General features: G+C 30.4%; 18 protein-coding genes. All 18 read right to left on the bottom strand.

The features are described from left to right. Positions 1-9: 9 nt before the first annotated feature. Complete coding sequence (locus IC218_RS04705; protein WP_227823918.1) at positions 10-5,565, bottom strand: phage tail tape measure protein; 5,556 nt, start codon at positions 5,563-5,565, stop codon at positions 10-12. 83 nt (positions 5,566-5,648) lie between these two features. Continuing rightward, positions 5,649-5,963, bottom strand: coding sequence for a hypothetical protein (locus tag IC218_RS04700; protein WP_227823917.1), 315 nt, complete (start codon positions 5,961-5,963; stop codon positions 5,649-5,651). Positions 5,964-6,141: 178 nt separating this feature from the next. Beyond that, positions 6,142-6,924: a hypothetical protein gene (locus IC218_RS04695; RefSeq protein WP_227823916.1), complete on the bottom strand. Its 783-nt coding sequence runs from the start codon at positions 6,922-6,924 to the stop codon at positions 6,142-6,144. A gap of 351 nt (positions 6,925-7,275) precedes the next feature. After that, a complete protein-coding gene (locus IC218_RS04690; RefSeq protein WP_227823915.1) occupies positions 7,276-7,809 on the bottom strand; it encodes a hypothetical protein in 534 nt (177 codons plus the stop codon). A gap of 89 nt (positions 7,810-7,898) precedes the next feature. After that, the gene (locus IC218_RS04685) at positions 7,899-8,108 is read right to left on the bottom strand and encodes a hypothetical protein (protein ID WP_413927318.1); all 210 of its coding nucleotides are present in this window, start codon (positions 8,106-8,108) and stop codon (positions 7,899-7,901) included. Beyond that, positions 8,083-8,559 carry a hypothetical protein gene (locus IC218_RS04680; protein WP_227823914.1) on the bottom strand — a complete coding sequence of 159 codons (477 nt, stop codon included), beginning with the start codon at positions 8,557-8,559 and terminating at the stop codon, positions 8,083-8,085. The genes IC218_RS04685 and IC218_RS04680 overlap by 26 nt, the downstream gene beginning before the upstream one ends. 58 nt (positions 8,560-8,617) lie before the next feature. Continuing rightward, entirely contained in the window at positions 8,618-9,436 is an 819-nt protein-coding gene (locus IC218_RS04675; RefSeq protein WP_227823913.1) for a hypothetical protein, read from the bottom strand. A 2-nt stretch (positions 9,437-9,438) separates the two neighbouring features. Continuing rightward, the gene (locus tag IC218_RS04670) at positions 9,439-9,783 is read right to left on the bottom strand and encodes a hypothetical protein (RefSeq protein WP_227823912.1); all 345 of its coding nucleotides are present in this window, start codon (positions 9,781-9,783) and stop codon (positions 9,439-9,441) included. Between the two features lie 3 nt (positions 9,784-9,786). Continuing rightward, entirely contained in the window at positions 9,787-10,224 is a 438-nt protein-coding gene (locus IC218_RS04665; RefSeq protein ID WP_227823911.1) for a hypothetical protein, read from the bottom strand. Beyond that, positions 10,211-10,588, bottom strand: coding sequence for a hypothetical protein (locus tag IC218_RS04660; protein ID WP_227823910.1), 378 nt, complete (start codon positions 10,586-10,588; stop codon positions 10,211-10,213). The genes IC218_RS04665 and IC218_RS04660 overlap by 14 nt, the downstream gene beginning before the upstream one ends. Further along, positions 10,589-10,849 (bottom strand): hypothetical protein, encoded by a 261-nt coding sequence (locus IC218_RS04655; protein WP_227823909.1) that lies wholly within the window; start codon positions 10,847-10,849, stop codon positions 10,589-10,591. A gap of 13 nt (positions 10,850-10,862) precedes the next feature. Then, entirely contained in the window at positions 10,863-11,891 is a 1,029-nt protein-coding gene (locus IC218_RS04650; protein WP_227823908.1) for a major capsid protein, read from the bottom strand. Positions 11,892-11,914: 23 nt separating this feature from the next. Continuing rightward, on the bottom strand, positions 11,915-12,232 hold the full coding sequence (locus tag IC218_RS04645; RefSeq protein WP_227823907.1) for a hypothetical protein: 318 nt from the start codon (positions 12,230-12,232) through the stop codon (positions 11,915-11,917). Between the two features lie 11 nt (positions 12,233-12,243). Then, the gene (locus IC218_RS04640) at positions 12,244-12,843 is read right to left on the bottom strand and encodes a phage scaffolding protein (protein ID WP_227823906.1); all 600 of its coding nucleotides are present in this window, start codon (positions 12,841-12,843) and stop codon (positions 12,244-12,246) included. A gap of 2 nt (positions 12,844-12,845) precedes the next feature. Next, entirely contained in the window at positions 12,846-13,016 is a 171-nt protein-coding gene (locus tag IC218_RS04635) for a hypothetical protein (protein ID WP_227823905.1), read from the bottom strand. A 57-nt stretch (positions 13,017-13,073) separates the two neighbouring features. Beyond that, complete coding sequence (locus IC218_RS04630; RefSeq protein WP_227823904.1) at positions 13,074-13,292, bottom strand: hypothetical protein; 219 nt, start codon at positions 13,290-13,292, stop codon at positions 13,074-13,076. After that, positions 13,293-14,702, bottom strand: a complete 1,410-nt coding sequence (locus IC218_RS22165) for an ADP-ribosyltransferase (RefSeq protein WP_227823903.1) — start codon at positions 14,700-14,702, stop codon at positions 13,293-13,295. Continuing rightward, on the bottom strand, positions 14,702-16,180 hold the full coding sequence (locus tag IC218_RS04620; protein ID WP_227823902.1) for a phage portal protein: 1,479 nt from the start codon (positions 16,178-16,180) through the stop codon (positions 14,702-14,704). Before IC218_RS04620 ends, IC218_RS22165 begins: the two co-directional genes overlap by 1 nt. Between the last annotated feature and the right edge of the window lies 1 nt (position 16,181).

The following is a 16,181-nucleotide window of genomic DNA, read 5'->3' as shown; positions in this document are numbered from 1 at the left end:
ATCACCTCCTTAAAATTTTATTTTTCTATTTGTAATAAACATTATTTCCGCGCCTAATTGCTCTAAATCTTCTTTTCTATTATTTATAAAGTTCTCTACATGTAATGTTACGTATACTTTCTTATTATCATCTTCATTTTGCTTTTTCTCAATTCCTCTACTGTTATCTATATTTATATTTGTATTTCCTAACATATTTCTTGATGAGATATTTCTTGCTAAAGTATCGGAATAAGCCATGCTTCTTAGTTCATCAACTCCATTTCTAAGTCTTGATATTTCTTTCCTCCCACTTGCAGGTATCTTTATATCCTTAAAACCTATGCCAGAAAGCTGTTTATTTATAGAATTAACTATATCACTTAAAACCTTACCCAATGCTCCTTGCATAGATTTAATACCATCTATCATGCCCTGCATAGAATCTTTACCAGTTTCCATAAACATAGCTGGTACTACTCCAAATTTATCCTTAAAACTTTCAATTTGTTCCTCTATACTTTTTTGCATTTCTTGACCTAGTTTTCTATATTCTGCATCATAAGTTTTTTTCAATTCTTCAATTTCTTTTTCTATTCTATATTTTTCATCTTCTGTATCTTCTTTGGCTCTTCTTTCAGCTATTTTCTTCTTTTCTTTGTATAATCTTTCGTATTCTTCTAGTTGCTCTTTTGACATCTTATTAATGGCTTCTATTTCATTATGAGCTTGTGGTCCTTTAGCTAATAGTTCCTCATACAAATCTTTACCTACTTTTGTAGATAAATCTGCCATATCAGTGTCCCATTTTCTAAGTACATCAACTTGCTCTTCTAGGTTTTCCATTAACTCATCATTGTCAATTTCTTCAAATGTTACAGAAGAAAATAAGTCTGTATAATCCATTAAAGATTTTACTCTTGAGTCATATATCTTTTGATATTCTTCATTTAGTTTCTTTTGGTCCTCAATATATTTCTTATCTAAGTTTGCTACTTTTTCAGCATAATCTTCTTTAATATCATTATATTTTTTATTGAAATCTCTTTCAGCTTTTATTTTCTCTTCTCTGAGTTTTTGTAGTTCTTCTTGATGCTTTTCAGTATCTTCTTTTTCTTTTTTATCATACTTTTTATTTATTTTTTCAAGTTTTTCTCTATATTCTTCTTGGTCTTTTACAGACTCCTTATTATATTTATCTTTAATCTTCTTTAATGCTACTAATTTTTCTTTTTTATTTTTATATTTCTTTGCTTCTGCTTCCTTTATTTCTTCATTTTCTTTTTCATTTCTTTCTTTTTGTTTCTTCTTATGTTCTTTATCTAATTCTGCTATTTCTTCAGCTTTTTCTTCTTGTAGCTTTTGAACTTCCTTATTAAACTTTTTAATTTCTTGAGCTTCTTTTATGTTTCCATTACCTATTATTGCTTGAACTGTTCTAAGTGTATTTGTTAAGCCTTCTTCTATATTTGATAATCCATCTAAATATGCTTTTGCTGAGTTTTCTCCTGCTTTTTTAAATTGTGAAACAGAGCCTTCAAATCCCTTGGCTGTGCTATTCATAGTACTCATAATTTCATCAAAAATACTACCTCTCATGCTTGTATTATTAAATGTTGACATTTTATTTATACCAGCTGCAAGAGAATCTTTCATTTTAATATTAGATTCAATAAACTCATCACTTCTAAATGAAAAAGACGCTGGCTTTGGCACCGAAGAAACTGCACTTCTCATTGCACTTTTTTTACTATTAAATCCATCTATCCATGCTTGACCAGCTCCAGAACCAGCACTTTTAAATTTACTTTTAGAATTATTTGCAGCTGTTACAGCATTACTCATAGAAGTAGCAACCACTTGTGCTAATCTAGAGAATGATGTATTTACACCATTATATGCGTCAGAACCAGCCTGTTTAGCTACTTGTGCAAGTTTTGTAAATGATTGTTTAGCACCATTATACATTGCTGTACTTGATTGTTGTATAGATTGATTAGCTTTTTTAAAATCTGCATCTGTAGTTGTTGCAACTTTACTTGTACCACTTTTAGCTCCACTTGCCATTTTGCTAAAATTATTAGTTGCATTAGAAGCCATTGTAGCAGTTGATTTATTTGCATTAGCTTGTGTTGTATTTAAGTCTTTAGTGACAGAAGTCTTTAATCCACTTACCTTTGAAGTTGCAGAACTTACATTAGCATCAACTTTCAAAGTCCCAGTAACATTGTTCAACTCTTTTGTTTTATTAGACACTTCCTCTAGTTTTTCTTTACTATCTCCTGTATTTACATTTGTGTTCACGTTAGCATTTTTAGGCAATGCTTCTATTTCTTGTTTAACACTTGTTACATTTTCCTTACCACTTACACTAGCTTCAATTTTTATTCGTTCTTCTTTTGGAAGTGCATTGAGCAACATTTGAGTTGATTCAACATCTTCTTTCCCCTGTACATTACTTAAAATATTAGTTATAATTTCTGGTGGTATTTTAGCTAAAATATCATTTACATTTTGAGCACCAGTTAGAGCTTCCATATTATTAGTTTTTATATAAGTTTGTACTTCTGGTGGCAACTGTTGATATAGATTATATAATTTTAATATTTCTTCTTCGCTTTCAGTGCCATTATTTTTCAGCGTTGTAACAACTTCTTTAGGTACTTGGTCAAAAGATTTAGCAACTTCTGAACCAGCTTTATTTGCTTCTTCTTCCATTGCCTTCCAATATGTACTAGATTCTTTTCTCAAATTATCTATTAAAGTAGCTCCATCAATACCCATTGAATTGAAGTTGGATATAATTGCATTTTTCATTTGTTCTGCACTCATAGAGCCATCTGTCGCAACTCCTTTTAATATATCACTCCAAGTACCACCCATAGACGCAAGAGCTGATATAGTCTGTTCATCCATACCTTGCATGACTCCAGCAACATTTTCTGCCATTCCTTCAAATCCAGCTTGACCTATTGTTTTGAATTGATTAAATACATCTGTTGCATTTTGTTTTAAAACATTGCTACTATCTTTTACATTTTCATTTATCAACCTCATAGCCTTATCTATATCTTGTTGTAGTGTTTCTGTACTGTATTTACCACTTATAACCATGCTTTCTAAATTTGCTGAAAATTTTTCTGTAGCTGCTGTAGAATCCATACCTTGGTATATCCCTTCAAATAACACTGCCATACTATCTGATGTACCTCTAAGGATAGCAATTGACTGATTATCAAGCCCCTGTAAATTTTCAGCAAATGTACTTGCAACTTGACCTACGTTGTCTCTTGTAAGTTTAGGCCATTCCTTCATTATTAAGTCAAATGTTGATGTAACTGAACTTAATTGACTTGCAGTTGAATTTTTTATTTTTTCTAAAGCACTCGAAGTTTCAGCTCCTATGTTAGACATGGCTTTTGCTGTATTATTTTCTATATTAGCCCAAGTTTTCCCCCAAATATCATCAATTTCCCAAACCTTCCCACTTAAGAGAGCTACTATAATTTCTCCTACTCCTTTTAGTAGAATTAATAGGTTACCAAATGTCATTTGAGTTACTCCGGCTATAAATTCACATACTGTGCCTAGCACAGTTCCAAAAACTCCAAATTTATCTTGTAAAAAGTCTAATGCGTTTACATTATCGCCTATCATAGTTATAAGACCTGCTATTGCTCCTACAAGAACTGCTATGCCTACAGGACTTGCTAAAATTGTGGCTCCAAAACTTACAATCGCACCCTTTGCTAATCCAAACAAAGCAATTATTTTTGGTATATTTATGATTAAAGCACTTAAAACAACCAATAAGGGGCCTATTGCTGCGACTACCGCTCCTATAGATACAACAATTCTCGCTATTTCTGGATTGGCTTGTATCATACTACTTGCCCAGTTCATAAATAAAGTTATTGCTTCTGCCACTTTTGATATAACTGGTTTCATAGCCTCTCCCAAATCAGATAGCATATTCTTTGCTGAATTCAGTGCATCTTCAAGTTTAGTCTTTGTAGTATTATCCAGTTGCTCAAACGCTTTATCACAAAGTCCAGTAGAATTTTTCATATCATTAAGCATTTGATTAAATGAATCAGCACTCTTTGTACCTTCAATTAGTTTCCCAGTTGTCTCATTAACTGCATCACCTAACAGAACATTAGCTGCCTTTGCACCTTCTGCTGAACCAAATAGGTCTGATAGAGATAAGCTATTTTTCTTTGCATAATCATTTAATATTAATAATACATCTGCTGTTGATTTTCCTTCTTTTTGCAAATCAGCAAATCCTTTATCTGTTAATTTTTTAAGTATTTTATCTGCTTTACTCCCACTTTTCCCAAGCTCATTGAACATTGCATTCATGTAAGTTGTTGCTTCTGCGCCAGCAATTCCTTTTGCAGTTAATATAGCATATCCAGCTCCAAGTTGCTCTATACTGACATTCAAACTTTTTGCAGTTGGAATTATTTTACCCATAGAACTTGCTAACTCATCCACCGTAATTTTGCCTTTATTTTGGGTCTGTATAAGAACATCACTTACATGAGCCATATCTTTTTGTGACATACCATAGGCATTTTGAATTGTTGTCAACACATCTGTAGCTTTTGCTAAATCTGTTAAACCTGCTGTTGCTAGTTTATCTGCTTGTGATAAAAATTCTGTTACATCTGCTTGTTTTACACTTGCAGATATAGCATTATATGCAGCATTAGCATATTCATCATAAGCCATTCCTATTTCATTAGCACCAGCTTTCAGAGTACTTGAATAGGCATCCCACTCACTTTTTCCACCCTTAACTTTTTCTGTATTTAGTTGTAGTATAGAGTTAACAACTGACATTGCTTGTTCTGTGTTTGTAGCTGCTGTTACTGCTGCTGTTCCCATTGCAATTAGTCCAGTTGTAACTGTAGAAGTTAGTGTTTGACCAATATCTCTCATTTTGCCACCAATAGCATCAAATGGCATGCTTCTTAATGAATCACTAAGTCTATTAGCTTCTGCCTCAGCATTATTCATAGCTGTTCTCATATCAGTTAAAGAATCTTCTCCATTTTCGATTTCATTACCTAATTGAGTCTGAGAATTTTTAAGTCTTTCAATAGCTTCTCTATATCTTTGTGACTGTTCTGAACTTTCTCCATACATACTATTACAACGTTCTAATTGTTGTTCATATCTTTCTATTTTGTTTCCTATTTCTGTATACTTTTGCTTCGACTTATCTATTTCGGATGTAAGCCTTGATATTCCTTGTCCATAAGTGTCTATTGTACTTCTTGCTGTTCTTAGTTCATTTTCAGTTTCCTTTATAGAATTTTTCAAAGATGAAAATGGACCACTTGCAGTTGATGCTATTTTATTTAATTCTGATGCTGCTAATGCTGATTGCCTACCTATTTGTGTCAAAGAATTTGCTGTATCAGAAATTTGTTTTCCCATTGCTGTCATAGCACTACCTGTGGTTTTGGTACTTGAATTAAATTGACTAAGTTGTTTAGCTGCATCTGCAAGAGCTTTAAAAAACTTCCCTCCATCTAAATCTAGATAACCTACTGCTGTTCCTAATTCTAGAGACATATTATTTCCTCCTTTCCTTGAAATTTCACATAAAAAAACACCTACTATTTAAGTAAGTGTTGTGTATTATTATTTTCAGTCTATTATTTTTTATCTTCTACAAGTTTTTCTATATTGCTATTCAATTGAGATAATTGTCTAATTATCATCCAGTTTTGCTCAACTAAAGCACTAAGATAATTTATTTTTGTTTGTTCTTCTATTTTTGTAAAACTCAATGCTAATCCTGTTTTTATGAGTCCAGTTGCAAATAAATCATCTGTTATTCTTCTTAAAATAGTTAAATCTTTTTCATTTAAATCTTGTAATTGATACTTATTCATAAATTTTTGTATTTCTTCTTGCTCTTTTAATTTCTTTTTATCTTCTTTATCAACTTTATCCCCAAATAACGCCATAACATTCTCCTTCACTAAATGTATTTTCTAGTTCAATTATATAATATATTAATAATTTTTTCATTAATTATTTGCAATATTATTCCATATAATTTCACACAACTGATTAAATTTAAGCAAAACAAAAACACCTACTATTTAAGTAAGTGCCTTATGTATAGCTAATCTAATCCTAGAACTAACTTCTAGCTTCAAATTCTATATCATCAATTAAATTTACATCATTTTTTATATTATTCCAGTCTTCTAACCATACTACATAAGTAAGTATACCATCAACAACAAAGTTTATTCTTACTGAATAGATATCATTCATATCTTTTATATTGTTGACTAATTCTTTAGTAAAGTTTCTGCATTCACTTTCATTATTAAATTTAGAATCTTCTATTTGAATGCTAACTATATACCCATCTCCTTTAGTTGGAGTAAGCATATCAACATAGTAACTTGTATTGTTTTTAAAACTATCAGATATAACAGATTCTACTTTTTCTTTTACTTCTTCCTTAGATAAACTTTTTTCTACTTCATTTTTCTGTTCTTCTTCTTGTGCTTTTTTATTTGCTTCTTGTTTTTTCTGCTCTTCTAACTCTTTTTTCTTTTTTGCTTCTAATTTATCTTTTAACTCTTTTTCTTGTTTTTCTTTAGCTTCCTTATCTTTTATCTCCTGCTCTTCTTTTTCTTTTCTTTCAACTTCTTGCTGGCTCTTTAAATTACGCTCTGTTGTTACTTTGAATGTAGCACTCCACCACGCCCAATTGAACATCAAGAGTACAAATATTAAAAACAAGCTTATAACAACTTTTAGTATTTTCACAAACTTATTACCCTTTTTACTTATACTCTTTACTAAAAATAGAATAGAAAAAAATAGCAATGTTAATGGTAATAATAAGATTCCTATTATAACAATTAATACCTTTTGCCAACTTTTTAATGCCTTAAATTTTTCAAACATAATATCCCCCTAAATTATATTTTATAAGGATATTATACTATATATGTAAAATTTTTACATTATAGTTTGACTTCAAAACCCATTTTAAGACTTGTTATTTTAGATAATTTCTGAAATAATGAACAATAATAAACACATACACTATTCTCATTACACTTAAATTTATGATTACATCTACAGCATGGATTATCTTCTTTGTTTTATCACTTCATTTTCATTTCTAAATACATGTACTTGGATATACAATATAACTCCTTTTCTGTAAGTTCTATGTCTTTATTAATTCAATCACCTCCATTTTATTGCAAAACAAAAGCACCTACATGTTTGTAAGTGCTTAAATTTATACTATTACTTTGAATTGTATAAATTATTGTATCTTTCAAGTGATTGATTCATTAACTCTTTGCTAGTATTTAACAACTCATCATCATCACCTAATAAACCAGTACAGTATGTACTTGCTGATATTGTTATTGTTCTTAATTCACCAAAAGCCTCTTCTTGTACATCAGTTAATTCATGGCTTTTTCTATATTTTTCGCCCTCCTCACATAACTCTCCAAAGCGCCATTCATATAAATCAGCTCCCGTTTTTAGGTTATCACTAGTTATTTCTCCTTCTTTTGCACTTTTCTCTATTCCCTGTAGCGTCTTCCAACTCTTTTTAAACTCATTCATCTGATAATCTAGAAGTTCATCTGGATTAAATTTATTTAGGTCAACCTTATCTTCTGTTGATACTTCTTCCTCTTCTTCCTTTGGTATTTCTTGACCAACTTCCTCCATTTTAGATGCTGGTGCACTAGTACATCCTGTCACAAACATCATTACAGAAAAACAGACTACCATAGTCAAAGATAATATTTTTCTAGTTAATTTCATAATATAATCTCCCTCATTAAATTATTTATTCAAATATAATTTTATATTAAACAGATAATTTAGTCTATTGATTTAGAAGATTTTACCTATTAACTTTTTTTCTTTTTCTCTAATGCCATTTGAACAAAAGTTTTTCTATCTTTTTTCTCTACAACTTTATTTTTATCATCTTCAAATTTAAGCTTTTTATCATTTTTAATAGCATCTACTAAAAATATACAAGCTTCATCAAAACAAAAAGAAGTATATTCATCTTTAATTCTTAATATCTCACTAGGCATCTTGTTGTACATTATCACTTGATTTAGAACCCTCAATATCTGTGGACTCTTGATGAAAGTTTTCTAGTGACTTTGTACCTCCTTGAATACGATTAAATAATGTTAATCTTTGTTCAATAGAAAGTTCCAATCCTATTTTTTTAATCTGAGCATATGTAGGGTTAACTAACACTTCTTTAGCCACTATATCCATCATTTCAAACATTTCTTTTGAGAAATTAGACTCATCATTCATCTTCTTTAGTACTTTTTCACCTGTACTATCTTTACTTTCCTTCTCTTCAACTAAACTCATTGATGCTGTCATTAGACTGTTTGGTATCTTACCAGCCATTGCAAGAGCCATCAAGTCGGGTTGTTTTACTTCTGCAACTAACATAGTTCCATCTAAAAATCTTCCAACCTCAATTACCTCAGTCAATTTTATCTTTTTTAGTTCCTCTAAACTTGTTACTTTTAATTCTTCCATTTCCCAATCTCCTTTTCAAATAAAAGCTCTAGCTAATTCACTAGAGCTTTTAACCTATCTATATACTTGACTCAACTTTTTCAACTTTATATGTCGTTCCATTTGTTAATCCTGTTATCTTTGTTCCTGTAAGTGCTGCCTTATCTCCTTCAACAGTAGTTAGTGTCCCATCTGTTAGAGTATATTTAATAGTTGCTGTTGCGTTTGGATCAACAGTTACTTTGTATATATCTCCTATAGTAAGCCCTGTTATTTCTTCATTCCCAGCTATAGCACCAGCTACAGAGCCACTGCTTAGTAATACCTTTGTAGCTTCATATCCACTTGGTAATTCATTTACTATTTCAACCTCATAAGGTGATTGACCTGTATTAGGTCTACTATTTATAACATATTCATTTGAGTAGTATTCCCCATCTTTAAAGTTAAGTGGCACAGATTTTCCTTTGCAATTTGGGAAAATAGTTTTAGCAAATTGACCAGTATCTCCCCCTGGTCCAACAACTGCACTATATATAATAGTTCTAAAGGATTTCTTAGAAAAAGTCTTTCCTACTTCCGGAGCTAAGTATCTTTTAAAGCTACCATCTTCCTCATTTTCTATTGTTCCACCTTGCATAATTTGAAGTATTTCTGGACAAAACACGTTATCTTTTAGTGTTAAATCATATCCTAAGCTTGTATCTTCTGCTGCTCTGTTTGCAATTATTTTTTTCTTTATTTTTAGGGTTAATTCTTCACCCTCACTTAATATTTCTTCTGTTCCTATCTCATCTGATGTATCAAATGTATATGTAACTGGATTTTGTTCAACTGTTTCAATCTGAACTAATACAACATCTGTCAGTGGATATTGATTTAATATTTGTACTGCCATATTTAAAACCTCCTAATTTTATTTTGATAGTAACTTAATCTTGTGAAATAAGCTTGTTTTTCATCATCTATCATAATTGGTAAAGGTTCATAAGCCCTTTTTATACCTTTCATTTCACTTATAGACTCTTCTACTTTTTCTTTATAATCTTTAATCATTGAGTATTGCCCTATTGGATAATAAATCCATATCTCAAATAATTCTTTAATAATATTTCTTTCTGTTGTTTGCATATCATTCTTTTCATATAGCACTAAAAAAGGACTGTTGCATATTCCTTGATGCTGGCCAATAGAATATACTTCAAATCCTTTTTCCTTTAAATATTTATACATTTTTTTAAACATGTGCTACCTACTTCCAAAGAGACAATTTAGTCCCCTTAATATTTCGGGTCCACATCCTTCTATAGTTGGCATTATAATTGGATACGGTCTACTTCCGGGGTGATTAACTTGTTTTACTGGATGTGAAGCTCCATCCCAAAATAAATAACCTCCATTTCTAGCAGTTATAATATGTGGATTTGTACCTTTTTCTAAAAATACACCATAATCAACTCCATGACTTAGTGCTAATCTCACATTATCACCTTGCCATTCATAACTTCCTTTCAAGCGACTTTCAGCATCATGTGAGCGGTTTTGCCAAGGGTGATTAGTTTTAGCTTCTGTTTCCAGTTTCCTAGAAGCTGTATCAGCATAAACACCTAGCATGGCTCTTGATTTTGTAACTTGTTGCGTCAATGAATTCATCATTCTTGATAAATCTAACCTAAATCCCGACATCTTTTTTCACCAACTTTATTTTCATATCTAAATGAGAATCAAGCATATATTGATTTCCTAAATCTTCTATGACATACTTAGAACCTTTCATATAAAGAAAATCACCTTCTTTTATTTTAGATTCTTCCTCATCATATGCTAACATGAGATACTGGTCTTTATCTCTTTTTACTTCTCCTTTGTCCTTTGAAATTTTTGATATACTTGAATTTCCTTCGTGGTATAATCCAAATGTTTTACATATTATAATTTCTTCATTTGTTGGTTCTCCAAAATCATTTTTACTAGTCCTTTTTATAATAGCTTCTGTGGGAAGTTTGGATATTGCTTTTCTTATTTTAGGTTTTATTTTATCAGCTAGCAATTATAACACCCCACTTGTATTTGGTTTATACTTTTTAGCTAACCTTAACCAGTAATTTTGATTAGATGGTATATTAAGACCTGTTAAGGCTAAGCTATCATCTTCGGCTTTAAGCAGTAGCATTGTATATGCTGTAGCTCTTAGATTGTAACTATTTTGTTCTAAGTAAAAGTCTATTTCTTTTTCAGAAAAAAATTGTGAACTCTCTTCTTTCAATATAATCTTTAAATCTTCTTTCAATTTATCTATATCAATAGACATTACATCACCTACTTTAAACTGTTACAACTTTTAATATCTGAACTTGCTCACTATTTTCAAAACTAGGTAATCCAATAAAAGATACTTTTGTAGAAACATTTACTGGATCATCAGTTTCTTTTGTTGTTATTGCTACTCCTGTATTAATTATTGATACATTAGCTGCTTTAGAACTCATCAAATCTGTTTCCTCTGGTGTAGTTCCAAACCAAGAACTTCCTAAATTACTGGCTGGAATTAATGTAAATACATCATCAGAAAAAAAGTTCTGAGTTGCTCCATCTTCATCTATATACTTTTTATTGTAAATAGCTATAGTTAAATCTAGTTCATCTTGAATATACTGTTTAACCATCTTTGAGTTTACATATTTAGTAGTGTTTAATGCTCTGATTGCTCCTATTATCTTTGTATTTTCAGTTAGATATTTGAAAGTTTTTTTCGTGCAGATTGCTCTTGTAGGTCTAACTCCGCTCCTATCCTCCGCATCATCCATACCTTTTTCTATATCTGCCATTATATCTGTAGAAGGCAATGCCCAAGATTTAGAAACTGTTGTTCCATTTACACCATAACTATAATCTAATCCTAATCCATTATAAGTTATTTTAATTTTACCTTCTGATAATAGCTGCATTCTCATTCTTTCAAACTGATGAAGTGCTCCTTCAACTAGATGTGTAGTATCATCGAAAATGTTATTTAGAATTATATTTGCATACTCAGAATTATCATTTTCAATTACTTTTAATAATTCCTGTCTATCTTTTTCTTTTATTAGCATAGATTCTTTAAAATAAGGCATTTCACTTTCCACATCTGAAAACCCAGCTCTATCTCTTAAAGTTGCCTTAGTATCAAATGCACTTAATTTTAGTACTTGAGGTATTCCTTTGCCACTCTTTATATACTTTAAATCTAATCCTAATTTCTTCTTATACGGAAATAATGTTTCTCCTAAATAAGGTATCTTATTACTCACAGCTTCTTTGTAATACTCAGCTATTGATTTATTATTGTATGAATCATATATTTTTGGCATATTTTAAAACTCTCCTTTTATTTTTATAAAAATTTAATTAATGGTAAATCTACTGTTGCATCTGGTTGAACTGGTATTTTCGCCTTATCTATAAATCCATGTATAACCAAACTTGCTTGTTGGTCACCATCTGTTACATCTACATCCCATAGAATAACACCTTCTGCTGTTGCATCATTTTTTGGATATATAGTTCCAGCTTTTAATATTTTTCTATTTTCAACTGTTTCAACACCTTCTGTTGCTACAGTGATTTGTACTGGAACTGCTACTAGATGGTCCTTAAATTTTAAAATTTCCTTATCACTGAAATAATTTGTTATTTTCATTTTACTAGCCATTTTATTACCTCCTAATCAAAATATGGATTTTTTTCTGCATAAGCATTTTGTGTTTTACTAGCTTCTTCTCCTAATGTTTTACCTATTGTATATTCTTCTTTCTTATCTTCTGTTTTTTTCTTAAATCCACCTAGTCCACCAGTTCCTTTAGTCTCTATTTCTGCACTACCAAATAAATAAGCTTTACTTTCTTTCAAATTTGGAATCTGTGCATCAAGCCCAATTATTTTATTTTCTTCTAGCTTCAATTCTTCTTTATTTAAATAAACTTCTAAAGCTTTTGAATCTATGCAGCCAGCATCTTTTAACGCTTCTCTTAGTGCATAATTAAAATTATTATTCTTCATTTCTGTTTCTTTTGTCTTTATATCAGCTTGCAAGTCTGTAATCTTTGTCTTAATCTTCTCTGCATCAATAGGACCATCAATAATATCCTTCAAATCTTTATTTAAACTATCAACTTGAGTTTTATAAATATCTCTTTCACCTTTTATTTTTTCATGTTCTTCTTTTGATATAAAGCTTCCATCATCAACAGTAAGTTTTTTATCTCCTAGCTTTTCTGATACTTGCTTGTGTAAATCTTCTCCTAGTAACTCTTTTAAATTCACCTTTACACCTCCATTTGCTCGTATTTCTCTACAATTTCACTTAATTTTCTTTCATACTCTTGTCTAATTTCTATACATATTCTTTCATCTAACAATATATCTCCAAGTAACAATATTTCTTCCACAAAGCAACCTAAGTCATCAATTTTAATTCCAATATCAATACAAGCCAAATCTATTCACCTCAATTTTGTATAAAAAAACACCCTTTAGTTTTTACTAAATGAGTGTTAATCTTCTTCTAATACTCCAATTTTCTTTAAGTGTGCTCTAAATCTTTCTTTGTCTCTTTTTCTTTCTTCATCAGTTCTTTCAAATGAACCTATAACTTTAAAATTTATTGGTTCATATTGTGTTCTCCACACAAACCTATCATGGTCAGATAACTTTTTAAATGCTTCTGCTTTTTCTTCATCTGGCAATTTTATAAACTCTTCTATAGTTAGCATCTATTCCACTTCCTCTAATAAAATATGATATATACCATTTAACTCCTCTACTTCTTTGACCTTAAATTTAGTATCTCGCTTATATAATACTTCATTTTCATTGGGATTATATCCACTTACATCTTTTCCGTTTTTAGAATTAAATATATATATCTGCACTTGGCCATCTGGATTATATGTTTTTCCTTTTGTTGTAGATGTATAATCATTATTTATAACAATTTCATCCATTTTGTATAGCTCCATAAATCCATTTAGTGCTTCTTCATTATAAAAATATAAAGACCTAGTTACATCACCTTTATGGTTAGGCATTTTGTCTAAAGCTTTATCTAAGTTATTTATAAACCATCTATCTTCCTCTGTCAAGGTTTTACCGCCTCTAAGCTTTTCGTTTATTTTATAAGAATCTCCTCCTGTATATTTTGAAATAGAAGCTTTTTCATTTTGAGTTAACACATTTATTTTGCCTTCTCCAAATCCAGCAAACTCTAGTCCGTAATCTTCAAACCATTCATCAAGTTTAGTATTGCTTTCTCCATCTGCCCAATCTCTAAGCTCTTTCCCTATTTCCTCCATACTTGCAGTATCATAAATAAATGTACACAGACCATTTGGGTGATCTAAGGGAAGCTCATCTGGCATATATTTCTTTCCATCACGACTGGCACATAGTTTACACATCCTAGTACTATGTGAGGATTTCCAAACCATCTTCTGAACAAAAGGATTTTTCTTACAACTTTCTTTCGCTGCCTGTTGATAAGCATGAGATATATAAGTCTTTGCCAATCTATAAGAGTTATATTCTATTCTATTTTTTGATTTTGGATGTATTAAAGCCTGTTTATAATCTTTTTTCACACTTGGATTAACATACCTTTCTAAGTCTTTTGCTATATCTTTAGTACTCCTTTTAGATACTACACCTTCTGCAAGTATATCTTCTAAATCAATTTTAGTCTTATTTACATCACCCCAAATACGGCTACTTAATGATATTTTATCTTTATACATATCCCCACTTATCACTTGCCTTAGTACATCTTCATGCACCTTACTAAACATATCTGTAAATTGAGGTTTTAAATTTATCGAATACTTATCACATACTTTATTAAAGAAGCTTAATTGTGCATCAGTAGTAGCTTTTATTACATTAGATATTTCTTTTTCTATATCTTTTTTTAACGTCTTACCAAGCTTTGTATACTCTTTTTGTAAGTGTCTTATGCTGTCTCTTAGAAAATAATCTGTAAGAGTATTAGTATTTGTTTTACTAAGTTTTTCAGCATACTTATTAGATATTTCTTTGTATAAGTGCCTAATTCTTTTTGTTGTTTTATTAGCTGATGCAGCTCTTTTACTTTCAACTTTTTTCATAGCTCTATTGAAATCTTTGTTAATCACTATTTATCATCTCCAACTTCCTCACCTCCTCCAATTTCTTCCTCATTTTCAATATTTTCATCTGTCATATCTGTAAAACTATCCTCTAGGACTTCTCTCTCTTTTGCCATTTGTTCTATAACTATATCAGCTTCTTTTTCATCCATATCAAACCATTTCATTATGAATTGTTGCTTACTCATGCAGTTTGTATTAACTTTACTTAAATCAGCATTCATTTCCTCTAATTCATCTTCGGGTAGTGGTAGATTCATCTCAACATTTATATCATACTCAATATTAGGAACATCATATATTTTATATTCTCTAGCTATTTCTATAATGTATTTTAATGTGTATTCTAAAGCTGGTTTCCATGCATTAAATTTTTCCTTACATCTAAGTATCAATTGCCAATACAAAGTCTTCATACCTTTGCCACTTGTAACCATCCCTTTTATATCTTCCATGGTTAAAATTGGTATACTTAATAAATCATGCATAGTAGATTTATTTCTATCAAGCTTCTTTTCTAATCTATCTGAGTAATTAAAGTTTACATCTAATGTTCCAGCCTGTGCTTGCATACCCTCTTGCTCAGAAGCTGATTGAATATCCCAATATGCACCAGCACATAGTGGCAATCGTTTCACTTTGCCATACTCGTCATATGGGGTTTCTGCATCTATGGTGTATTTGACTTGGTTCATACCCTTTATTAAAGCATCTGTATCCTCGCTATCAAGTCTATTATAGTCTATCTGGTTATCAATTAATTTAGCAACATCACTTTGCCCTTCTGTATCTGAACTTAACCCATCATTAAATATAATATAGCTTGGTATAAAGCTTAGTCCTGTATTATATGAGTTATGTATTTCCTCTATTAACTCACCCAGTCCATTGTAAATACCTTCATCAAAAATACATTTACTTTCTATCATCTTATATTTTTGTTTCCAATAACGCTGCTCTTTTCTATCTTTACTTTCTTTAATCTGATAGTAATATATAACTTTTGTAAGCTCTTGAGAATCGTCAAGCTCTGTTTCAAATACAAATTCTAAACTATTTTTAAAGAGTACTTTAATTCCTTTTTCTTTTTTATCCTCATTTGCACCAACTTTTATTGCAACTCTTTTACCAATAAAACAATCTTTAGCTCCTTTTATCAATGAATCTTGAAGTAAATTCTTCTTTACCACATCATCAATTATTGATTGTAACTTCTCTCTTGCTCTTTCATCAACACAAACAATGTTTATGTTAGGGAACTCTCCAAACATGAATCTAGCTTCTTTATCTATCAATTCTCCAATAAAATTACTAGATTTTCTAGTTGGTTTATATTCACCCATTGACTTATCTTCCCAATCCTTTAAATCTTTGCCTGCATACCATCTATAATATTGTATGATGTCTTTTATCTCTTTTAATTGTTCGCTTGTATATATTCCATTTAGTTCTTGTAACATATCTTTCATAAAATTATTATCCATG

Origin of the sequence: Clostridioides sp. ES-S-0005-03 (genome assembly GCF_020658455.1) — a bacterium.
Lineage (GTDB): Bacteria > Bacillota > Clostridia > Peptostreptococcales > Peptostreptococcaceae > Clostridioides.
The sequence above is the reverse complement of the archived record's forward strand: the minus strand, read 5'-3'. Positions and strand labels throughout refer to the sequence as shown.

Excerpts from the sequence above, each read along its gene's own strand:
- IC218_RS04705 (WP_227823918.1), bottom strand. The coding sequence starts at position 5,565 with ATGTCTCTAGAATTAGGAACAGCAGTAGGTTATCTAGATTTAGATGGA.
- IC218_RS04700 (WP_227823917.1), bottom strand. The coding sequence starts at position 5,963 with ATGGCGTTATTTGGGGATAAAGTTGATAAAGAAGATAAAAAGAAATTA.
- IC218_RS04695 (WP_227823916.1), bottom strand. The coding sequence starts at position 6,924 with ATGTTTGAAAAATTTAAGGCATTAAAAAGTTGGCAAAAGGTATTAATT.
- IC218_RS04690 (WP_227823915.1), bottom strand. The coding sequence starts at position 7,809 with ATGAAATTAACTAGAAAAATATTATCTTTGACTATGGTAGTCTGTTTT.
- IC218_RS04680 (WP_227823914.1), bottom strand. The coding sequence starts at position 8,559 with ATGGAAGAATTAAAAGTAACAAGTTTAGAGGAACTAAAAAAGATAAAA.
- IC218_RS04675 (WP_227823913.1), bottom strand. The coding sequence starts at position 9,436 with ATGGCAGTACAAATATTAAATCAATATCCACTGACAGATGTTGTATTA.
- IC218_RS04670 (WP_227823912.1), bottom strand. The coding sequence starts at position 9,783 with ATGTTTAAAAAAATGTATAAATATTTAAAGGAAAAAGGATTTGAAGTA.
- IC218_RS04665 (WP_227823911.1), bottom strand. The coding sequence starts at position 10,224 with ATGTCGGGATTTAGGTTAGATTTATCAAGAATGATGAATTCATTGACG.
- IC218_RS04655 (WP_227823909.1), bottom strand. The coding sequence starts at position 10,849 with ATGTCTATTGATATAGATAAATTGAAAGAAGATTTAAAGATTATATTG.
- IC218_RS04650 (WP_227823908.1), bottom strand. The coding sequence starts at position 11,891 with ATGCCAAAAATATATGATTCATACAATAATAAATCAATAGCTGAGTAT.
- IC218_RS04645 (WP_227823907.1), bottom strand. The coding sequence starts at position 12,232 with ATGGCTAGTAAAATGAAAATAACAAATTATTTCAGTGATAAGGAAATT.
- IC218_RS04630 (WP_227823904.1), bottom strand. The coding sequence starts at position 13,292 with ATGCTAACTATAGAAGAGTTTATAAAATTGCCAGATGAAGAAAAAGCA.
- IC218_RS04620 (WP_227823902.1), bottom strand. The coding sequence starts at position 16,180 with ATGGATAATAATTTTATGAAAGATATGTTACAAGAACTAAATGGAATA.